This window comes from Aeriscardovia aeriphila (assembly GCF_002259595.1).
In the GTDB taxonomy this organism is placed as follows: domain Bacteria; phylum Actinomycetota; class Actinomycetes; order Actinomycetales; family Bifidobacteriaceae; genus Aeriscardovia; species Aeriscardovia aeriphila.
Genome location: NZ_MWWU01000002.1, coordinates 213,494 through 236,069, shown reverse-complemented (window position 1 = coordinate 236,069; position 22,576 = coordinate 213,494). Strand labels below are relative to the sequence as shown.

The following is a 22,576-nucleotide window of genomic DNA, read 5'->3' as shown; positions in this document are numbered from 1 at the left end:
TGTCACAGAACACCCGACGGATATGTAGTACTCCGGATGGGTATCGAACCCACATGTCCTCAACGGACCGCGGGGTTTAAGCCCGCTGCGTCTACCATTCCGCCACCGGAGCAAAGCGACAAGCGCTACTTACGACAAGCCTCACTTATTGTATGCCAAAGCCGTGCAGAGTAAAACACTGTGTCGCCTCAACTTTGCGCGAGAGTAGCGTGCCTCTCCTCAGAGGGCGCACCACCCTCGCACTCACTACTTCGAACACTTACTTCTCGTGCTCACCTCGAAGCAAGCATACTGCGACCCGCGTCAAGAATAATTCCCTCCAGCAAGCCGCGCTCCGAAGCAGTGTAACTGGTAATCTCATGGCCTGCCTTACGAGTCAGCGCGTTGACCAGCGTCAAAAGCCTCGAGTAGACGAGCACGCCGCCGCCGATAACGTCGCGCCTACCGGGGTGAATGACCGGCCAGCTCTCCATATCCTTTGTGGAAAGCGACAGAATCATGTCAGCAGCCTTCTTCGCGTTCTCGATGCTCACCTGCACGCCGTCGACCAGCTCGCGCGAATACACCTTTTCTCCCTGAGCGGCGAGGCTGAGCGTCGTAATAGTTCCCGACACGCCGATGAGCGTCCGGGTTTTCTCAAGATTAACAGTGCGCAAGGCATCATGCAGAACGCCATCAATATCGTCCTGCGCCTGCGCAATCTGCTCGGCAGTGGCCGGGTCGGAGAGCAAATGCCTTTCGCTCATCCTCACCGAACCTATATTCATGCTGATCGACTGAGCAACTTCACTGGCCTGCTCCCCTGTTCCACCCAGCACCATTTCAGTCGAACCACCGCCGAGGTCCACCACCAGCAACGGAGCTTTGTCGCGCAACTGCTGAGCACTCAAATGGGAGGTCGCTCCCAGGAAGCTCAAGCGCGCTTCCTGAGTGCCCGGGATCACTTCCGGGCGAGCGCCGAGAAGGCGTTCCACCTCGTCTTCAAACTCTTCACGGTTCGAGGCATCACGAGTAGCCGAAGTGGCAACGAAGTGGATGCGATCGACACCACCAGCCAGTCTGATAATCTCGGCAAATCGGGCAACAGACGCATAAGCACGCTCGAGAGCAACCGGTGCAAAAGCGTGATTGCGGTCGACGTCCTGGCCTAGGCGGATCACGTCCATAATGCGCGGCACGCGAACGTGGAGACCGGCTTCGTCAACGTCGGCGATCATGAGGCGAATGCTGTTGGTGCCGCAGTCGATACCGGCCACGCGCACGCTGCCCTCAGGCCTCGGGGTTGCGGCAGCCTCACGAGCGAACTCGCGCTCCTGCTCAGTCAATTCCGTCATCGTCTGCTCCTCACTTGTTATCGCACTTGTTAACTGCGTTGCTCACAGCGCGTCCTCACTGCGCGTCTTCACTGCGCGTTCTCCACTGCACAGGCTCGCTGTACTGAGTACCTTGTTAGCGCTCAAAATCGGCAACTTTCAGCGTGCAACGGCACACCGCAGGGTCGAACTCGTGCTTCATACGGTGCAACGCTTCATCGCCCACCGGGTTCACGCCCGGACCCATCGCCAGCGCATGGCCGACGAGAGCGTGCAAGCACTTGACGCGGGTAGGCATGCCGCCTGCAGAAATGTTAAGAATATGCTCCTGCGAGTCGCCCAGCTCGCGGGCCAGCTCGTTTCTCACGGCAAGGTACATCTCATGGGCGCAAACATACTGGCGGTGGCGCTCCAGATTATCACCCTGCGCCTCGCCAGAATCCGCAGTTTCAACAGCGTCTGAAGCAGCTGCACCCGAAGCTTGTGCAGCAGCAGCCTCGCCAGCAGTCGCTTCCTCACCGTACAGCTCCTGCAGCTCAACCATCACACCGGCAGATTCCAAATGCGACGCTGCCTTCACGGCCTCCGGGCTCGTCAAATAGAAAGTGGTCGGGAAAGGAGTAGGATGCTTGACGCGCTCGGTAATCAGCGGTCGAGTTGCCACAACCAATGGTGTTCCGCACTGCTGGCAGCGCGCGGCGACGGAGATAAATCCACGCGGGTAACGTCCCAACTGCTCGGTGACGACGGCAATATCCGCTTGGCTCGCCCTCTCGGCCAGTAACTGCTGAGCTCTGCTACGGCAGATGCGCAGATCATCTTCGCTCAAGTGCGGCACATCATTCATCAGCGTTGCCGGATCAAGTGTTGCCGGATCAGCCTTAGCCTCAGTCATTTCACTTCTCACGGCAGAGCCTTCATTCATGGCGAGCTCGTCCTCGGTTGGCATTCTGGTCCTTTTCTTGTTGCTCTTGTTGCGCAGGCGGAACTGCCTGAGAAACCTTCTGATCGCGGTAGGCAGCCTTATCGGAACGCTTAAGCGAGCGCTGCCACAGCTTATACCATTCGCTCTTGGCTTTACCCGTATTCTGAGTTTTCACCGTGGTGGTCGCGGTGCTCTGGTACTTTTCCTTGCCGATAACGCGCACACTCACTTCGCCGGGGTAAATAAAGCCCAGCCTGGTCCTCGCCTGGTCGACGACGTAATTGTTATCGTCCCATCTCCCGATTTGCAGGTCCAGTTCTCGCTTCTGCTTACTCAGCTCTTCCGCTTTATCTTGCAAGCTCACCAGCTGGCTGGAAGAGGCATTGTAGTCGCGCAAAGTCCCCATAAAAGGAACGAGGGCGACCAGCAAGATTACCACGGCGAGGGTTTGAAGGAGAATTCTGACGCCTACTCCCTGCTCTCTTTTGGTGTTTCGGCTCGTATTTGTCGAGCTCGACGTGCGTAAGGCCGAAGAAGAGTTCGGAGACGTTGAAGAAAAAGTAACAGGCCGCTGTGCTGAAGCACGCTTTGTGCCGAAGTCGCGCAGTGCAGATGAGGAGCGCGATGGCGACACATTGCGTGCCGCATTCGACTGCCGCTGATTACGCCAGTTCAAGTGGTTACGCGAGCTGTTCTTGTCGCGCGAACTCGTGTGGTTGCGTGGGTCACGCTGAGCACCGGAAGTGCGCGAGGAAGGCTCTCGTTTCGAGTCATGAGAACGAAAACTAGGCACGTTCACTCCTCTCTCGCGTAACGCTCATTCATCTGGTCATCACCGTCCGGCCACCACCATCTGCCCTTTACCGTCCAGCCTTCGCCGTCCGGTCATCAACCCGCACGGGCTGGCGTAGCTAAATTCCCAGTCTACTCTTTCCGACTGGAGGTGTGACGGGAAATAAAAAGCCGGCTGAGTAAAACTCAGCCGGCACAAGATTACCACTATGCTGTCAGCAGCAGTGACAATCTCAAACTATGAGCAAGCCAGCTACAGTAAGCCTGACCGCTCAGCAGCTCACTTCTGCAGTGCGAGAGCGCGCTTGAAGGCAGATGGGCCTGCGTACACTGCGGTAGAGCCAAGCTCCTCCTCGATGTCGAGAAGGCGGTTGTACTTAGCAATACGCTCGCCACGAGCTGGAGCACCAGTCTTGATCTGACGGGTGTTCTTAGCAACAGCCAGATCAGCAATGGTGGTATCAGAGGTCTCACCAGAACGGTGAGAAACCATAGAAGTGAAGCCTGCGCGGGTTGCGAGCTCGATGGCGTCGAGAGTCTCAGACACAGAACCAATCTGGTTGAGCTTGACGAGCAGGGAGTTTGCAGCCTTGAGGTCAATGGCCTTCTGCAAGCGCTTCGGGTTGGTCACGAGCAGATCGTCGCCAACGAACTGAAGCTGATCACCCATGCGAGCGACGATGTTCTGCCAGTTCTCCCAATCTTCCTCAGCGAATGGATCCTCGAGGGAGACGATTGGGTACTCTTCAACGAGCTTGGAGTAAACGTCGAGCATGTAAGCTGCGTCGCGATCCTCACCGTCGAAGTGATACTTCTTGGTTTCCTTGTTGTAGAACTCAGAAGAAGCAGCATCGATAGCAATGCCAACCTGCTTGCCTGGCTCATAACCAGCGTCAGAAATGGCCTGCATGATGTACTTGAGGGAATCCTCGTTGTTGTTGAGCTTTGGAGCGAAGCCGCCCTCATCACCCAAACCAGTCTCGAGGCCAGCCTTCTTCAGGGTGGACTTCAAGGTGTGGTAGATTTCCACGCCAGCCTGAAGTGCGCGAGAGTAAGACTCGAAACCGTAAGGAGAAATCATGTACTCCTGAATATCGGTTGCGAAGTCAGCGTGAGCACCACCGTTCATGATGTTCATGTTCGGCACTGGAAGGACGTGACCATTGGTACCGCCAATGTAACGGTAGAGTGGTTCGTCAGCAGACTCAGCGGAAGCATACAGAGCTGCGAGAGAAACACCGAGGATGGCGTTTGCACCGAGCTTGCCCTTGTTTGGAGTGCCATCGAGGTCGATCATGGTCTGATCGAGAGCACGCTGATCGGAAGCATCCATACCAATAATGGCTGGAGCAATCACATCGTTGACTGCCTTGACGGCGTCAAGAACACCCTTGCCACCGTAAACAGACTTATCACCATCGCGACGTTCCCAAGCTTCTGCCTCACCGGTGGAAGCACCAGATGGAACGAGGCCCTCGCCCTGAGCACCATCGTCGGTGTCAAGAACGACCTTGACGGTTGGGTTACCGCGGGAATCGAGAATTTGACGTGCGTACACGCTTTCAATGACTGCCACAACAACTCCTTTTAGATAGGTGGTAGCTTTGACTCTTCTAGAGTATCCGAAATGCAAGACGCGCAAACGCCACTCGACACACGGAAAGTTCAGCCATCCCTCGTCAATTTTGTGTCGAGAATTTAGCGAGCAGAGGGCTCATGCTTCCACTGAAAATCTTGCAAAACTTGCTCAACCCACTCGATAACACCTTGAGGGTCGAAACTCTCCGCCGCCTGCTCAGAGCGTTGGAATGGCGCAGGAATGAGCACCGTATGCGTTACCGGGCGATACATAAAGCCATGGTAAATACGCGACATCCTCATGCGCACCGACTCTGCAGGGTCAATCTTGGCAAAGCGAACGCGGCTACCCAAAGCCGAAATTTCCGTAATGCCAATCTTGCCAGCCTCCTGGCGCAAACGAGCGACCTCAAAGAGCAAGCGAACCTGCTGAGGAATAGCGCCGTAACGATCCTCCAACTCTTCGCGCACATCCTCGAGGTCAGCCTGGGTCTTCGCCGCCGACAGCTTACGGTACGCCTCCAAGCGCAACTTCTCCGAAGAAATATAAGAATCGGGAACAGAGGCCGGAATTGGAAGATCGACCGTCACCGGCTCCTCTTCCTTCTCCTGCGGATGCTTGAACTGCTCGACAGCCTGGCTGACCATGCGAACGTAGAGGTCGAAACCCACGCCCTCAATATGGCCAGACTGTTCAGCGCCCAGCAAGTTACCCGTACCACGCAACTCCAGATCGCGCAAAGCAACGTCATAACCCGAGCCCAAAGCCGTGTTCTGAGCGATGGTTGCCAAGCGATCATGCGCCTCCTGAGTCATCGAATGCTCAGGGTCGTAGAGGAAGTAGGCGTAAGCGCGCTCACGGGAGCGGCCCACACGTCCACGAAGCTGGTGCAGCTGCGACAAGCCATAGCGCTGCGCGTCGTCGACGATGAGCGTGTTCGCGTTGGAAATATCCAAGCCCGTCTCAATAATCGTTGTGCACAGCAGCACGTCAATCTCGCGGTTCCAAAAATCGCGAATCACCGTATCCAGCTGTTTCTCACCCATCTTGCCGTGGCCAATGCCAATGCGCGCTTCAGGGATGAGCTCATGCAACTTGGCAGCCACCTGGTCGATATCACGCACGCGGTTGTGCACGTAGAACACCTGGCCTCCGCGCAACAGCTCGCGGCGAATGGCAGCCACCACTTGCGCATCCTCATAGGCTCCCACATAGGTGAGCACTGGCAAGCGGTCCTCTGGAGGGGTGGCAAGAGTCGACATTTGGCGAATGCCCGTCAGCGCCATCTCCAGCGTGCGAGGAATCGGGGTTGCGGACATGGAAAGCACGTCAACGTTGGGCTGCAGAGCCTTGAGCGTCTCCTTATGTTCCACGCCAAAGCGCTGCTCCTCGTCGATAATCACCAAGCCAAGCTTTTTGAACTTGATCTTGGAGTTGAGCAGCTTATGCGTGCCGATCACCACGTCAACTGTGCCTTCGCTCAACGCTTCCAAGGTTTTCTTGGTCGTTGCCGCCGACTGGAAGCGCGACAGAGGCTTGATGGTGACAGGGAAACCGGCGAAACGTTCGCTGAAGGTTTCAAAGTGCTGCTGAACGAGCAGGGTGGTCGGCACGAGAACAGCCACCTGGTAACCGTCCATCACTGCCTTGAAAGCTGCTCGCAATGCGATTTCTGTTTTTCCAAAGCCCACGTCTCCGGAGAGCAGGCGGTCCATGGGTCGCGGCGACTCCATATCCTGCTTGATTTCGTCGATCGTGCGCAGCTGGTCAGGCGTCTCCTGGTAGGGGAAGGCATCTTCCATTTCCCGCTGCCATGGGGTGTCGGGCGAGAAGGCGTGGCCTTTGACGCGCGAGCGTGCCGAGTAGAGCTTGACCAAGTCGGTGGCGATTTCGCGCACATGCTTCTTGGCTTTAGCTTTCGTTTCTGCCCAGTCGGAACCGCCAAGTTTGTTGAGTTTGGGCTGCTCGGTGCCAAGATACTTGGTGATGAGGTCCAGCTGGTCGGTCGGTACGTACAGGTGGTCAGCTGGAGCCCCTCTTCTGCTCGGCGCGTATTCGAGGACGATGTATTCGCGGTCGGCTTTCATTGCCCCGGAGCCGACGGTTCTCTTCTCGAGCTTGACGAATTTGGCGATACCGTGCTGCTCGTGGACGACGTAATCGCCTGGTTTCAGGTCGACGAGGTCGATGTGGTGGCGACGTCTGCGCGCCGTCTTGTTGCCTGAGTAAGCGGAGGTGGCTGAGGTTCGTCCCAGAATGTCGGCTTCGGTGATGATGGCGAGGTTGGCAGCTGGCCAGAGGAATCCGTGCTGTGCTTTGGAGCGCACGTAGGTGATGTCGGAATAGTTTGCCCCAAGATTATCAGTGTCGTTGACGCTTTGCTTCAATCGCGTCAATGTGCCATGTCCCGCGGCAGTAATCACGGTTGTCGTCTGTGTGCTCAGCAAATCCTTAAGGAGCGAGAGGATTGCCTTTTCGTCTCCCCTCTCCTGCTGTGCTGGTTCGACGTCTAGCTCGACATTCGATTCGTCTTCGGTGTCGACGGAGAATTCGGTGAGCTCCCAGACGGGATGTTGCGAGCTTCTCAGCTTGTTCATCGTGTCTATGAGGTTAAGGAAGCTTGCTCGGCCGAAGTCGAGAGGAGCTCCAGCACCGCGGCCGGATGCGGCAACATGCCAGGATGCCGCAAGGAATTCGTCAGCAGTTTTCGTCAGGTCATCACTGGCTCTGCGCAGCCTGTCTGGTTCGTTCATCACGACAAGAGAGCCGTGTGGGAGCAGGCTAGGCACGGTTTCCAAGTTGTCGACGAGGACGGGAAGCAGGGATTCCATTCCTTCGACTGCGATACCGTTGCTGATGTTTTCCAGCATTTCATCGGCGTTTTCAATGCGGCCGATGAGAGCTTTCGCCCTGCTTTTCACTTGTTCAGTCAGCTGGATTTCTCGGCATGGGGTTGCCCACAAGCTCGGCAGTGTTCCGCCAAAGGTACGCTGGTCGGAAGCGTTGAATTCTTTGATGGAGTCAATTTCATCGCCGAAGAATTCGATACGCACCGGGTGTGGCGCGGTGGGTGCGAAGACGTCGAGCAGGTCACCGCGCACGGCAAATTGGCCGCGTTCCATGACGAGGTCGACTCGCTGGTAGGAGTTGACGGCAAGCTGCTTGACGGCCTGAGTCATGTCCATTTCTCGGCCTTGGACGAATAAGAGCGGTTCGATTTCACCAAGGCCTTGGGCTACTGGCTGCAACAGCGCGCGGATGGGCATGATGAGCACGCGGATGGGGCCAAACTGGTCGTCGCTCTCGCCTGTTTCTTCTGCCTCTTCTTCTGCCGTTTGTGGGTGAGCGAGACGGCGGAATACTGATAATCTCGTGGCCACCGTGTCGGCGCGCGGCGAAAGGCGTTCGTGCGGCAAGGTTTCCCAGCCGGGAAGAATGGCAATTTCTTGCGGCTTTCCTGGCCACCAGGAGCGCACGTCGTCCGCGAATTCTTGTGCGTCGCGGTCGGAGGCGGTGATGATGACGGTCTGGTTGACTTGGCCGGCTGCTGCCATGAGGGCTGCTCGTGCGGCGGAGATGATGCGGATTTTCCTGTCGGAACCGATGACGGCGGCCTGCTTGTCGTGTGGGATGGCGCGCAGGTTGTCGAGCAGGTTTTTTACTTGCTCGTTGTGAGAAATGTGGGTGAGGTAGGTGGCTAGCGTGCCCACCCAGGAATCTCGGTGTTGTTGGCGCTCGCTTGTCGTTTCAGCCATTTTCTCTTCCTCGCAAAACTTTGTGTTCCGTTGTGTGCGCAACTGGGGTTGCCGTATGCCTGAAGATTATCAGTGCGTTTCAGCGCTCAAGCTGCTGGTGATTATCAGCGTTGTCAGCGCGCGTTGAAATGCTCTTGTGCTGCAGCTAAGCCCTTGGTGGCGAGCATTTCGACCGCGTCAGCACCGTCGGCGAGAACGGTGGGCAGCTGTTTGCGCTGGGCTGGTGGGAAGCCTCCCAGTACCCAGTCGATGGTGTTTTCGTGTGCGTGAGCTCCGCGCTGGGCGTGACCGGTTCCCATGCGTACGCGATTGTATTTGTTGGTTCCTAGCGACTTGTCGATGGATTTGATGCCGTTGTGCCCGCCTGCTGAGCCGCCGTTCTTTACTTTGATGCGGCCAAAGTCGAGATCCATGTCGTCGTGAATGATGATGACGTGTTCTGGGGCGATGTCGTAATACTCGCATAGGGAGCTTACTGCTGCTCCGGAGTCATTCATGTAGGTGAGTGGCTTGGCGAAGAAGGTTTTGAGCATCTGGCCGTTGAGGCTGATCATTCCTCGGCCGGCGAGTGCGAGGCCTTTGTGGTCGGAGAGGCTGACGTTCCAGCGTTGCGCGAGTTCGTCGAGAACCATGAAGCCCATGTTGTGGCGTGTGCCTTCATACTTCTTTCCTGGGTTGCCAAGACCGGCGATGAGCCAGAAATCTGATGCCATATTTACCTTCCCAACACAACGGCCACCCTGGCGGTGGCACCTTTATGAGATTAGTCGGGGCTAGGAAAAACGGGCAGAAACTATGCTTATAGCTCCTGCCCGCTCTCCTGACGCCGTGAGTATCAGCTTTTATCAGTGTTCACTGTTCTTGTGCGGCGCGCTTGATGGCTTCCTTCAACGCTTCCTGAGCCTTGCCATAAGCACTCCAGTCGCCTGCTTTGAGTGCTGCATCAGCATCATTCAATGCCTTATTTGCATCATTCAAAGCATCGGTGAGTTGCTTATTCTTCTGCTGCATTTGAGCGTTGCTTTGCTCGCCATTCTGGCCGTTCTGGCCGTCTTGGCCACTATTCGCGTCACCATTCTGGCCATTGTGACCGTTTTGACCAGTCTTCTTGGTGATGGCCTTGTTATCAGCATCGCCTGCCAAAGCACCCGAATCACCGCCAAACACTTGGTCCAGCGCCTCATCCAAGGTGTCCGCAAAGCCAATATGCTCACCAAAGGCAACGAGAACCTTCTTGAGCAGTGGGAAGCGCGTGGTACCCGAGCTTTCCACATACACCGGCTGAATGTAAATCAAACCACCGCCGATTGGCAGGGTGAGCAGATTACCACGAACAACATTGGTGGAACCCGACTCCAACAGGTTCAACTCTCGAGACACGGTTGCTGAAGCGTTGAAATTATTCTGTGCCTGGCCAGGGCCTGGAACATTCGTGGACTTCGGCAGCTCCAGCAAACGCAAGGTTCCGTAGTTCTTACCGATCACACCCGCCTTATTTCCTGCATCCGAATCGGCGGAAAGGTAGCCAGTGAGAATCTCACGCGTATCACGACCTGCCGGAATGAAAGAGGTGTACAGCGAGAAAGTCGGGCTCTTGCGGTTTGGCGTTTGCATGGTCAGGTAGTACGGAGATTGCAATGCTACACTCACCTGCTTACCTGATTCTGCAGCGTTTGCCTTGAGAGTCGGGTCGGTAGGCACCTGCCAGAAATCCTCACCCGAGAAGAACTGAGCAGCATCCGTCACGTGATACGTGCTCAGAAGTTTCCTCTGCACCTTGAAGAGGGATTCTGGGTAGCGCATATGGCTCATCAAATCGCCAGAAATCTTCGACAACGGCTTGTAAGCATGAGGGAAGATCGACTGCCATGCCTTAAGAACCGGGTCGCTGGGATCCCACGCATACAAATCCACATGGCCGTCATAGGCGTCCACGGTTGCCTTCACCGAATTGCGCATGTAGTTGGCTTCACCAGAAACCAAGGTCTTCATTGTCTTCGAACTCTGCGTGAGAGCATCCTGAGTGGAGTTATGCAAATCCACCTTCTGCGAGTACGGGTACTGGTCGGAAACCGTGTAGGCGTCCAACACCCATTTGACTCGTCCATCCACCACCGCTGGGTACACGCGAGAGTCAATCTCCAAGTACGGTGCCACACGGTGAACGCGCTCGACTGGCGAGCGACGGTAGAGAATCTGCGAGTTCGAGTTGACGCGATCGGAGAAGAACATCTGCAACGAGCCGAACTTAATCGAATAGATGAGCTTCAAGAACGGGTTGGAAATCTTTGGACCACCATTACCCGTGAACTCGGTAAGCTTACCCTCTGAACCGGATGGGTAGTCAAACTCCCAATCTTTCTGACCCTTCTCGTGGCCCACAATCGAATACTCGGGAGCATTCGGGCTGAAGTAAATTCGCGGCTCGTAATGCTGAGAATCGGTGAGCTTACCCTGAGTTGGAATGCCCTTCTCGAAGAAGACCGGCTGGCCGTCCTTGCTGATGCGGTTACCATAGGCTGCCACCACACCATAACCGTGAGTGTACACGGTGTGATCATTCACCCAGTTGCGCGAATCATTGCCATCCAAGTTGAGCTCGCGAGCGCCGATCACCGTGTCGTAGCTCTTGCCGTCGATCATGTATTTATCGACCATTTGAGTGTCTTGGAAGGAGTAATACTGCTTGCTCTGCTGCAGCTGGCGGAAGGTTGGTGCCACCACTTGCGGGTCGAGAAGGCGGATTTGCGCGGTCGTCTCCGCATCCGAGGCCAAAGCTCCAGCCTTACCGGTAGTTGTGGCGTTGTAGTTGACTTTCTCGACTTTATCGAGGCCGAAAGCCTTCTGCGTCGCTTTGATATTACGCTGAATATACGTGCTTTCCAGCTCTTGCTGGTTAGGATTCACCACGAGGCTTTGCAGCAGCTGTGGTGCTGCTACTTGAGCGATCAAGCCCAGAACAACAAAGATTGCCAGCACGATAACCGGTGTCTTCCATGCCGTCATAGCCTTCTTGAAGCCTACCTTCTCGCCCATCGGCTCAGCAATCGCCTTGGTCGTGTTAAGCCAGATGGCGAAGAAGAGCGCGAAGGCGAACACCAGAACAGCGGCAAAGATGATGGCAGGAATGGTGACGTGCGTTCCGGTATAGCCGGCGCCGGTGAACTTATCGTCTGTTTGGGTCAGCGAGTCGAAGGCACCCAGCAAGATTTGCACTGCGGTAAAGCCGAGCAAGAAGAATGCCCAGAATGCGAGCTGACGGCGCGCTGACTTCGTCATCGCAAACAGCGAGCGGTGTTTATCCGGCACGCTGAAGCGAATTCCACCCGAAACCAGGTGTGCAACAACGCTGGCGATGAGCGCAAGGAAGAGCAAACGCTGCATACCAGCGATCAGAGCGCGCAAACCTGGCAAGACGAAAACGTAGAAGCCCACGTCAAAGCCGAATTGTGGGTCGCGTTGGTGGAAGGGCTGGGCGTGGAACATGAGCAGAATATCGTTCCAGTTATCCATCAGTTGTGAGCCGAAGATAATGCCGATAATCAAGCTCACCCACAGGCTGATATGACGCAGACGGCGTGAGGTCATGGAATGAGTGGCGATGATGGTCACTCCATCCTTGTCATATTTGTAAGAGTCGCCATTTTCGTCAGCAGGGCGTTTGACGATTGCCCAGTTTGCGGCGAGGAAGCCGACAATTCCAACGAGCAAGGCGTAGACGACCCACAGGCCGATTTTCATGAACCACGTCACCCACAGCACTGAGGAGAAGCCGAGTTGGTTGTACCACAGCAGGTCAGTGCCAAAGCTCACGCCCGCCCAGATTATCAGTGCGATAACGGCGAGAACGGCAATGATAATCCAGAACCATTTGCCCCAGAAACCGGAACCCCAGCCAAGTTCTTTGAGCTCGTGAGTGATGCCCTTGACCAGGCCGATTTGTTGAGCAAACTCCGATTCGCCGTGATGAGAAGACTCACGCGCTTTTTTCTTGCCCTTGTCAGCGTGCTTGTCATCGTGTTTATCGGAGTGCTTATCAGAGTGCTTACCATCGTCGTTCTTATCGCCGCCCTTATCGCTGGCGTTGTCAGCGTCGTCATGAGCGCGCGAAGAAGCGGACGATTCATACGTGTAGTCACTCGTGTGACCATCGTCATCCGAACCGTCTGCAGGATGAGGATGCATGCTGGAATAAGGTGATGTGAAGTCAGCATCATCCGCATCGTTGAGGAACTCCTTCTTAAAAGCCTCCCATTGGCTCAAGAAATCGTTGCTCTGATCATCATTGTTTTTCGACATAAAACCATCTTAACTGGTCTTATCGATGAGCCGGTACGGCTCAGAAGGCATCAAAAACGGTGTTATTTCAAGGTTTTTGCTTTGCGCCCTTCCACAACAATGCGCGAAATTGCGAGAGCACCACCCACGGCAATACCAAACGGTGCGATCAGTGAAACAGGCAAGTGAGAAATCTCGATAATCATCGCCGTAGCCATCAAAGGAGCCTTCTGCGCCGAAGCAAGTACTGCTACCGCGCCAATCATCGCGCACTGCCACACAGGAATAAAACCAGGAGCAACCATCTGTGCAATCACACCCAGGGCTGCGCCCATGCATGCGCCAATGGAAATAGCCGGAGTGAGCGTACCACCGGAAGCACCGGCACGAATGGTGAGCAACGTCACTGCCATTTTGAGTGCTGCTAATCCTAAGAGGCCCAGAACGGCCAGCCAGCCAGAGAGGGAAAGTTTATCGAGGAATTCAAACGGAACGTTCATCGCCGACTGCGCCAAAGCGCGACCATTACCCATAATTTGCGGGAAAAACGCGGCGATCGCACCCGTGAGAACGGCGGTGAGAGGAAGAGCGAAGAGGATACGCTTGTCAGTAATCATCTTCTTATTCACCCTCGAAGTGAGCCAGCGGAACCAGCCACCCACAAAACCAGCTAGAGGGGCGAGAATAAGCGCAATAATGACTCCCGCCACAGGGAAATTCTCATGACCCACCGAGTAATAAGGGTGCGTGCCCATAATCATGCCACCCACGAGAGTGGAAATCGAGCTCATACCCAGGCACACGCCCACCACTTCAAAGCTCGTCTGGCCCAGCAGCATTTCGATACCGAAAAAGGCGCCAGCGAGTGGGGAAATATACACTCCGGCAAAACCCGCGCCAGCACCGGCAGCGGTGAAAAGAGGAAGGTCGGAGCGGCGCAAACCAATCTTCAGGCCGACTTTCTCCCACCAATACTGACTGAGCATAGAGCCAGCCTCACGCGGGGCAACTTCACGGCCAATAGAGCCGCCGGAACCGACGTAGAAAATCTGGAGAACGTCGTGCACTAAAGTCTGCCACCAAGGAAGCCTTGCGCCTTTCACAGCCTTGGCAACGCTAGGGACTCTCGTCGTCTTATTGCGCAAGAAATACCAGGCAATAGCCACCACAAGGCCGCCGACACTCACCGACAGAAAGCGGCGCAAAGCTCCAGAATTCCAGGCGATGGATGAGCCACCTGTTTCGTGGTAACCCAGCATCAGCCCTTCGAAAACGCCCAAGAGCTTGCCCAGGCAACCGGCAACAGCGCCGACAAGAACTCCGAGAACGAGGGTAGAGAGGATGAGCGCAAACAGGTGACGTGCCGAAAAGGCTTCTTGACGGCTATCTTCAGCATCCCTGGCGACAGTCTCGCTTGCTGGGCGCTGAGGTGAAGCTGCCGGTGCGCTCATCAACTCCTCCTTAAACCCGCAGGTTTCTTCAGATTTTCACTGCACTGATTGTTTCCGCGCCATGCTTACTTGCTGACGTTGAAGCGGAACTCAGCGATATCGCCATCCTGCATCACGTAGTCCTTGCCTTCGAGATGCAGCTTGCCCGCTTCCTTCACCTTCTCATAAGAGCCGAGCTCAATCAGATCGTCATACTTGACGATTTCTGCCTTAATGAAGCCCTTCTCGAAGTCCGTGTGAATAACGCCTGCAGCCTGTGGAGCGGTCCAACCCTCGTGAATCGTCCAAGCGCGCACTTCCTTCTCACCAGCAGTGAGGAAGGTCTGCAAGCCCAAGGTTTCAAAGCCCACACGAGCCAAAGCATCCAAGCCAGATTCGCTCAAGCCATCCGCCTCAAGCATTTCTTTGACGTCTTCTTCGCTCAAATCTGGGTCGTTGAGCTGCGACTCGAAATCAGCGTTAATGAACAGTGCAGGGGCAGGAGCAACGAGCTCAGAAAGCTTGACGTGCAAGGCCTCATCGTGCAACTGATCGTCGTCGACGTTGAACACGTAGATGAACGGCTTTGCCGTCAACAAGTGCAGGTCGTACAAATCGTCCTTGTTAATCTTGCCGGCCTTATCGGCGTGGAAAATGGTTTCTCCATCTTCCAAAATCTTCTGAGCAGCTTCGACAGCGTCGTAATACTCTTGCTTGATCTTCTTGCCGCGAAGGTCCTTTTGCAGCTTAGGCAAAGCCTTCTCAATGGTTTGCAGATCGGCGAGAATCAGCTCAGTGTTAATCGTGTCAATATCCTGAGCAGGGTCGATCTTGCCGCCTGTTGCAGCCATCGTCTGATCATCGCGCACGATGTCCGGGTTGGAGAACACGCGCGTGACTTCGCAAATGGCGTTGGCTTCGCGAATATTGGCGAGGAACTGGTTGCCGAGGCCTTCACCCTGCGAAGCGCCCTTCACGATGCCTGCGATATCAACGAAACTAACGGTTGCAGGGACAATCTTTTCCGTCTTGACCAGTGGAGCGAGCTTCTTCAATCGCTCATCAGGAAGAGCAACAACACCCGTGTTCGGATCAATCGTTGCGAACGGGTAATTTGCTGCCAGCGCGTTGTTCTTGGTCAACGCGTTAAAAAGCGTGGACTTACCGACGTTTGGCAGTCCAACAATTCCAATCGTAAGAGCCATAACTCCCCACTCTACTGGTCAATCGTGACGGCGAGAGGCGCAGGCAAGCCACACCGCGCGCCAAAAACGCGCCCATCACGCACTTACCACGCGCCCCGCTTATATCTCAGTCACGTCGGCGGCGCGGGCAAGCCACACACCGCGGCTGCATCACATACCGAGCTCTTCCAGAGCTCCGCGCGCACTCGCCAGCTCCAACAAGTGTGCGAACACGCTCGACGTCTCGCGCACACCATCATGCTGGTACGAGTTCGTCACCCACGCCTGACTATTCGGAATATGCGAAAGCGTGCGCAAACTCAACTCCTGCGGCACATACATATCCTCGAAGTACACGGCGCTGGTGAGTGGAACCTCATTGTGCGCCAACTGGTTCTCGTCGTAAATCTTTCCCCAGTTGGTCGAAGCCTGCAAAAGCTGCTCCGCCTGAGCAAACGGCTTCAAAGCGCTATCTTCCTCGAACATCCACGGCAAAGCCATCTCCCCCGTGAACATCAGCGGATCATGCTGAGGCGCATACAAATCAGCATGCTCGTTAAGCACACGCTGGGCAGCCCAATTCGTCGGCTCGCACCTTCCCGAATCGGAACCGTCCTGGTAAATGCCTTCCTGCAAAGTCCAGTACAGCTCGTCGCCATAGCTCGTCGTACGCGCAAACACGCCTTGCAAGAACTGGGTGGAAAGGTTTCCATCCGCGTCGAAAGCATCATCGAGCAGCCAGTGCAACTGTTCGAAAGATGGCTTCATACCAAAGCTCGAACCCAGCGATTGCAAACGCTTGACGGAGAGAATATCGCCGTTGGGCAGCTTCACATCCCCACGAGCAACGCGAGCCGCAATCCGCGCCAGAATCTCTTTATCCTGCGGGTAGCGCTCATAGAAAGTGTTAATCTTGAGCTGCAATTTTTCATAGGTGTGGCGGTACAACTCTTCAGCTTGAGCGGGGACGGCTGGAATTCCGCCCGTCGTAAAGCTCGCCACCAGAGCCTCCGGGAAGAGCGAGAGGTAGGTCAAGGTGAGGAAGCCGCCGTAGGACTGGCCCAAAGTCACCCATTTACGCGCGCCGAAATCCGCACGACGCACCCACTCGAAGTCGCGAACAATAGAGTCGGCGAAGAAGCGTTGCAAATAGTCCGCCTGGGCTTGGGCACCACTCAAGCCGTGGAAACCGACAGCTCCCACACGCTCGATCACGCTGCCGGAAACAGAGGACGAACGGCCAGTACCGCGCTGGTCAGGAAGCACAATACGGAAATTCTTCGCAGCCTCACTGATCCACGCCACCGAATCAACAGACTCTGGTCGCGGCGACTTTCCACCTGGACCGCCTTGCAAAAACACGAGAGTTGGCACATCACGATGGCGATTTTGCGCAGCGGTCACCACGCGGTAGAACAAAGTGAGAGAACGGGAATCGCGCGCGGCCAGCACTTGCGCCGGATCGTTAATATCCACACCTCGCCAATCCAACGGCACTGCAATCTCGTGGTCCTCCACATACAGGCCAGGCACCATATAGCTGGCAACCATACGCCCGCCCGCTTGGGTGGGAGCCGCATTAAAAGTCGTCACTGCACTCATTTTTTCCTCCTCAACGCCTCCAGATTATCAGTACTGATAATCTCACTTCATCCCTCGTGAGCCGCCAGCCTCAGCATTCCGGGATGCGCACCGTGACAGCGAGGCCGCCAGTACTGGTTTCCTTGTACGAGCTCATCATGTCAGCGCCCGTGCGTTTCATCGTTGCAATCGCATCATCCAGGCTGACCAAATGCGAGCCGTCACCCAGCAGCGAGACTCGAGCGGCATTGACGGCGGTGTTCGACGCGATGGCGTTGCGTTCAATGCACGGAATTTGGACGAGACCAGCGATCGGGTCGCAGGTCAGGCCCAGATTATGCTCAATGCCAATCTCAGCAGCGTTTTCAATTTGGTGAGGAGTGCCACCCATCACCGCGCACAAGCCCGCCGCAGCCATCGAGCAGGCGCTACCCACCTCGCCTTGGCAGCCGACCTCAGCGCCAGAAATCGAAGCGTTGTGCTTGAACAGGTAGCCGATAGCGTGAGCGGTGAGCAGGAAGCGCTTCACCCCCTCCCAGTTGCCGTCCATGAAGGCGTAATAGTAGTGCAAAACCGCGGGAATAATGCCCGCAGATCCATTCGTCGGAGCCGTGACGATGCGCCCACCGTCCGCGTTTTCTTCGTTGACGGCGAGGGCGAAGAGGGAAATCCAGTTGGCCTCGCATGTTCCTGGAGTCATGGAAAGGCAAGTGCTCTGCGTGACTTTCGCGGCCTTCTTGAGGTTTTCTGGCTCAGCGTTGATCACGTCGACACTGCCCACCAGCTCGTGGTAGACGTTCGGTGCGCGCCGCTTGACCTTGAGGATTCCTGGCAGGGTGTCGCGGCTGGTGTGCGTGCCGTTGTAGACGCACTCGCGCATGGCTTCCCATGCGGTTTTGAGCCCCTCGTTTACCTCGGCTTCGCTATGCATGGCCATTTCGTTGGCCCAGACTACTTCGTCGATGCTCAGGCCTGTCGAATCGCAGATTTGCATGAGCTCTTGGGCCGATTCGAAGTTGTAAGGGATGGCTGGCTGGGCTGCGGCTGCAGTCTGGTCCGCTGGAGTTGCTCCGGATTGCTGGAAGGCATGGCCCGCTTCCACGCTCTTTTCGGCGTTGCGCTGGGCCGCACGGTTCGCCTCGTACTTGCTTTCCTGCTCCCCGGTTTTCCTAAACCCGTCGTCGGTCACGCTTGGCGCTGCAACCACATTGTTCGCGCCGGGCAGCTGAGCCTCGAGTTCCTCTTGGGTGGCAATAAAACCGCCGCCGATCGAGTACATCACTTGTTGCTTCACCAGATTATCAGCGCTGTCAAAGGCAGAGAATTTCATCCCATTGGGGTGCAAGGGCAGGCTTTCGTGCATGTTGAACACGATGTCCGACTGGTGGAAAGCGATCTTCTTGGTGCCGGCAAGGTTGAGCTCGCCAGTTTCCCACGCTCGATGCAGATCAAAGCGCACGGCGTCGGTCGAGCCGGTGGTGGGGTCAAGGCCTTCGAGGCCTGCAAATGCTGCTCTGTCTGTTCCGTGGCCTTCGCCGGTCAGTGACAGCGAGCCGTAGAGGTCGACGCGAACGCGCTCTACTGCGGCCAGCAGGTTGTTGTGCTCCAGATTATCAACGAAGGCTTTGGCTGCTCGCATAGGTCCGACGGTGTGTGAGGACGACGGGCCAATTCCGACGCTGAACATTTCCAATGCACTGAGCATGATGACCACTTTCTCCAAGTGACGTGAGCTACGCTGTTGTCGATTTTAGGGCCTGCCGGTAACGAAAACGCTGGAGTTTCCGAGAAATGGCATGCTCGGCTTTCTCGCTGGCTTCTCTGTTCATTGTGCAGCTACTTTCATTCTTACGAATGATGAAAGTGCTCGGCTGAACTTCTAGCATGGGCTTATGAGCACTCACAACCGGGCCAGTTCACAAAACGCGGAGCGCAGCAACCATCAGCACGACAGCCACGAGCACAGCGTCACTCAGCACCTCAACGTTGAACACACTGATGCTGAACACAGTGATGCTGTTCGCGCCGAGCTGCTACACAACTATGCGCAAACGCATCCGAACCTGCGCCTGGATAACGCTCACCCGATTACTGTAAAGCCGCCGCTGTGGCGCAGCATCTGGGCTTTCTTACACGCTCACAAGCTTCCTTCCTGCACAATCGAAGCGCTTTTCGCCCTCTTCTTTACCTTGGCTTTGCAACCGAGTACGGACCTTATCGGCTTCCTGCCTTTCACCGCGAACCCCAATTATGTACTGGTGTGGACCGCACTGCTGTGCGTTCCTGTGGCTACTCGCAAGTGGAAGCCCGATGAGAGCGCATGGGCTTTCGCCGGACTGGTAATCTTACAGTGCCTTTTCGGCCCAATGCTCACGATGAGCGACCCTCTGGCCCTCGTTTTGCTTTACGACGGGCTGGTGCTGGGGCGTCGAGAGAACAAGTCGCGTTTTATTTCTGCCGGATTAGCAATTATCGCATTGTGGGGCGCGCTCATGGTTACCGGCCCGCTGCTACCGCGTACCGTCCGGCTTCTCACCAATTTCAATGATTGGAGCCTCTCTGCGTCCCTCTCTATGTCACTGATGGGCGCGTTGCTCGTCGTCACCACCATTGTTGCCGGCTTGTACCGTCGCACGAGCATCGAGCAGATGGCACTGATGCGCGAGCACAATAACATGCTTGCCCGTTCTCAGGAGGAAAGCCGTACTGCCGCGTGTGTGGCAGAGAGGGCCCGTTTGGCACGCGATATGCATGATGTGGTGGCGCATACGCTGTCCATCATCATTATTCAATCCGATGCTGGTCGATATGCGGGCGTCACCAATCCGCAGGTGGCTGTGCAAACCTTGCACACTATTGAGTCGGAAACGCATGAGGCTTTAGCTCAAATGGGTGAGATTTTCACTACAAGCTCCTCGCCTGCTTCCGACGCCGTCTGGGCTGCGACTACTCGGCAGATGCCAACACAGGTGTTAGCGAAACACGATGCACCTACCCTTCCTCTTCCTCTGCAGTCGGCGCAGACGGGCGAAACTCTGGTGATCACCAAGGTGATGCCACAAACAGCAGGTGTGAAAGCAGGAGCAGGTTCTCGACGAGGGCCTGGTCTTGGAGGCGAATATGCCGGAAAGTCTCCTGTTTCCACGGTTCCCAGCTATGTGGGCATTGAAAATCTGGTGCAAGAAGCGAGAAATGTGAGCCAGGGGCTTTATACCGTTTCGTACACCGTCCACGGCGAGCCGGAGCCTGGCATGAGCGAGAGGCTGCAAACGGTGCTGTACCGCACGGTTCAGGAAAGCTTGAGCAATGTGAGGAAATACGCTGTCAGCGCGCCGTCACCAGCAGGCAACGCCACCGCACTGACCCGTGGCGCCGCCACATCGCCAGCCCAGCCACTCGCCACGCCATCAGAGCCCCTCGTGCCAGTGCACGTGAGCATTGTGGAAACCTGGGGTATGGAATCGGGAATCAGCGTCGTTGACCTTCTCATCAGCGACGACGGGCGCGGGTCGAAAGCCAGCGAAGATGGACACCGCACCGGCTACGGCCTGATCGGCATGCGCGAGAGAATCCGCGCGCTGGGCGGAACACTGGCCTATGGGCCCAACTCGCAAGGCCATGGCTTTTCTCTCCACGCGCAGATCCCCACCCAGCCAGGCATCGACCTGCTCGCACTGGCCCAGCAGCACACTCACAAGGCTGATGGAACTCACAGTGCTGATGGAGCTCACGGAGCACAAGAGCAAACGCAGGCTGAAAGCAGCACTTCTCAAACGGCTGGTAGCCAGGCAAACGACCCAGCACACAACCCAGCCCGGCATCTTGCAAAGAACCGCGCTGATAATCTGGCGCAATTCTTCAGCAGACTGTGGAACAACATGATCGCAGGCCTGAGCACACTCTCCCAGCGCCTCGAGCGCTTTATTTCGTGGAAAACGCGCCATCCCCTCATCGATTCGCTTCCCATGGTGCTGCTGCTCGCAGTGCTCGTTCTGTACGCTTACGACGCTCCCACATTGCACACTCATGAGCTGCACGTGCTCGGCTTACTGTGCGTGCCGCTGATGATCCTTCCTTTGCTGTGGCGTCAACGCTTCCCCATCCTCGTGGGCACCTGGGTAGCGTGCATGAGCATCACTTTCAGCGTGTGGAGCGCAGCACGCGGTTTTGCCTTCTTCTTCGTCGCTTTCCCTGATCTGGTCGCTTTCTCGGCAGCATTGCTCTATGGTGAGAAGAAGTATCGACCGCTGCTCATCAGCCTGTGCGTACCTGTTGTTCTGACCGACGCTTTCCAAGAGGTGATGTGGTCGCTCAACTATCGCACCTATCACCAGTGGGATACCACCATCTGGCTCACCCTCATCTTCTATATCGTGGGAGATTCCGTCGTTGCAGCCATTGTGGGCAATCTCGCGCTACTCAAGAGGGCTCGAGGTAACGACCTGGCTTTACTACACCAAAAAGAGCAGGCTTTGCTGGCAGCTCGCGCGAAAGAGGCTGAGCTGGCCGCCCGCCACGAGCGCGAACGCATTTCGGAGCAGATGCACGAGGAGATTCGCGAAACTCTCCACGCCGTTCTCGACGCTTGTGCGAGCTCTGCCCCGCAGTTAGAGGCGCTGGCTGCTCGCTACCCTGATGGCCCGTGTACCGTCGCTGAGCAGGATCAAGCTCTCATTTCCTCACTCTTTGCTCAGCTTGCTCAGATTGGCAGAAAGGCTTTGGCCGACATGCGCGCTCTGCTCGACATTTTGCGCAGGAACGAGGCGGCAGAGCGGCGCACGTCTGCCCCACTGCGCCCGCTGGACGGCACGCACTAGTCGCCAGCAGGCTTCCTCCTTCGCCATGCGCTATTCTGAGAGCAAGGAGGAACTATGGCCATTTCTGTTGTGATCGCTGACGATCAGGCGCTCGTCCGCACCGGTTTTTCCATGGTCATCAACTCTCAGCCGGATATGACAGTTGTTGGTGAGGCCAGCGATGGCAGCAAAGCCGTAGCTCTCGTCGAACAGCTCCACCCCGATATCGTGCTCATGGACGTGCGCATGCCCCACATGGATGGCATTGCAGCAACCGGGAAGATCGCTGCTCTCGACGACGCTTACCACACCTCTCACCCCGATTCTGCTCAGCGCACGCGCGTGATTATTTTGACGACTTTCGACCTCGATGAGTACGTTCTCTCGGCGATTCGTGAAGGTGCGTCGGGCTTTTTGCTCAAGGACACCTCTCCGGAGCAGATGCTCGACTCTCTTCGCCAGGTATACGCGGGAAACGCCATTATTGCGCCATCGGCAACTCGCCGTCTCATTTCGCGCTTGGCACTGGGTCCTCAGGTTAAAGGACCTCAGGCTCAAGGCCCCCAAACTCAAGGCACCCAGATTATCAGTACCGCACAAACCCCCACGTTGAGCCGTGAGCAAAAAGAGCGTGAGGAGATTCTGGAAAGCCTGACACAGCGCGAAATCTTGATTTTGACAGAAGTGGCACGCGGGTTAAGTAATCAGGAAATCGCCGATAAGTTATTTATTTCCGTGCCCACCGTAAAGACTCATATCGGCCATATTCTGGCAAAAACAGGCAGTCGCGACCGCGTTCAAGCTGTCGTTTTCGCCTACGAATCGGGTTTGGTTTCTTAAAAAATCTACCCGGTGTGCTTATACTGGCATCAATCACGTTGGTTGAGTCTTTCCTGGCGTGGTTGACTGTTTACATAAAAATCCCGTGTGAGGTTTTCCTCAC

The 22,576-nt window shown here is 56.0% G+C and carries 13 protein-coding genes and 1 tRNA gene; 2 read left to right on the top strand and 12 right to left on the bottom strand.

The window, feature by feature from the left end; genetic code table 11:
- Window positions 1-28: 28 nt before the first annotated feature.
- The 12 genes from AEAE_RS02035 to AEAE_RS01980 form a co-directional block, all read right to left on the bottom strand.
- A tRNA-Leu gene (locus AEAE_RS02035) sits at window positions 29-112 on the bottom strand.
- A 160-nt stretch (window positions 113-272) separates the two neighbouring features.
- Complete coding sequence (locus tag AEAE_RS02030) at window positions 273-1,217, bottom strand: Ppx/GppA phosphatase family protein (RefSeq protein ID WP_244569636.1); 945 nt, start codon at window positions 1,215-1,217, stop codon at window positions 273-275.
- A gap of 232 nt (window positions 1,218-1,449) precedes the next feature.
- A complete protein-coding gene (locus tag AEAE_RS02025; RefSeq protein WP_094690071.1) occupies window positions 1,450-2,160 on the bottom strand; it encodes a DUF501 domain-containing protein in 711 nt (236 codons plus the stop codon).
- 70 nt (window positions 2,161-2,230) lie between these two features.
- Window positions 2,231-3,031 carry an FtsB family cell division protein gene (locus tag AEAE_RS02020; RefSeq protein WP_094689492.1) on the bottom strand — a complete coding sequence of 267 codons (801 nt, stop codon included), beginning with the start codon at window positions 3,029-3,031 and terminating at the stop codon, window positions 2,231-2,233.
- 279 nt (window positions 3,032-3,310) lie between these two features.
- On the bottom strand, window positions 3,311-4,606 hold the full coding sequence (eno, locus tag AEAE_RS02015; RefSeq protein ID WP_094689491.1) for a phosphopyruvate hydratase: 1,296 nt from the start codon (window positions 4,604-4,606) through the stop codon (window positions 3,311-3,313).
- Between the two features lie 122 nt (window positions 4,607-4,728).
- Window positions 4,729-8,364 (bottom strand): transcription-repair coupling factor, encoded by a 3,636-nt coding sequence (gene mfd, locus AEAE_RS02010; RefSeq protein ID WP_094689490.1) that lies wholly within the window; start codon window positions 8,362-8,364, stop codon window positions 4,729-4,731.
- Window positions 8,365-8,477: 113 nt separating this feature from the next.
- Entirely contained in the window at window positions 8,478-9,077 is a 600-nt protein-coding gene (gene pth / locus AEAE_RS02005; protein WP_094689489.1) for an aminoacyl-tRNA hydrolase, read from the bottom strand.
- A 139-nt stretch (window positions 9,078-9,216) separates the two neighbouring features.
- Complete coding sequence (locus AEAE_RS02000) at window positions 9,217-12,663, bottom strand: UPF0182 family membrane protein (protein ID WP_244569591.1); 3,447 nt, start codon at window positions 12,661-12,663, stop codon at window positions 9,217-9,219.
- Between the two features lie 62 nt (window positions 12,664-12,725).
- Window positions 12,726-14,093: a chloride channel protein gene (locus tag AEAE_RS01995; RefSeq protein ID WP_094689488.1), complete on the bottom strand. Its 1,368-nt coding sequence runs from the start codon at window positions 14,091-14,093 to the stop codon at window positions 12,726-12,728.
- 65 nt (window positions 14,094-14,158) lie between these two features.
- A complete protein-coding gene (ychF, locus tag AEAE_RS01990; protein WP_094689487.1) occupies window positions 14,159-15,277 on the bottom strand; it encodes a redox-regulated ATPase YchF in 1,119 nt (372 codons plus the stop codon).
- A 150-nt stretch (window positions 15,278-15,427) separates the two neighbouring features.
- A complete protein-coding gene (locus AEAE_RS01985) occupies window positions 15,428-16,807 on the bottom strand; it encodes an alpha/beta fold hydrolase (RefSeq protein WP_094690069.1) in 1,380 nt (459 codons plus the stop codon).
- Between the two features lie 121 nt (window positions 16,808-16,928).
- Window positions 16,929-18,542, bottom strand: a complete 1,614-nt coding sequence (locus AEAE_RS01980) for an L-serine ammonia-lyase (protein WP_094689486.1) — start codon at window positions 18,540-18,542, stop codon at window positions 16,929-16,931.
- Window positions 18,543-18,729: 187 nt separating this feature from the next.
- On the opposite strand from AEAE_RS01980, the gene AEAE_RS01975 reads away from it, so the two are divergent.
- Both AEAE_RS01975 and AEAE_RS01970 read left to right on the top strand, forming a co-directional pair.
- On the top strand, window positions 18,730-21,654 hold the full coding sequence (locus tag AEAE_RS01975; RefSeq protein ID WP_094689485.1) for a sensor histidine kinase: 2,925 nt from the start codon (window positions 18,730-18,732) through the stop codon (window positions 21,652-21,654).
- 54 nt (window positions 21,655-21,708) lie between these two features.
- A complete protein-coding gene (locus AEAE_RS01970; RefSeq protein WP_094689484.1) occupies window positions 21,709-22,473 on the top strand; it encodes a response regulator in 765 nt (254 codons plus the stop codon).
- The last annotated feature ends 103 nt before the right edge of the window (window positions 22,474-22,576 follow it).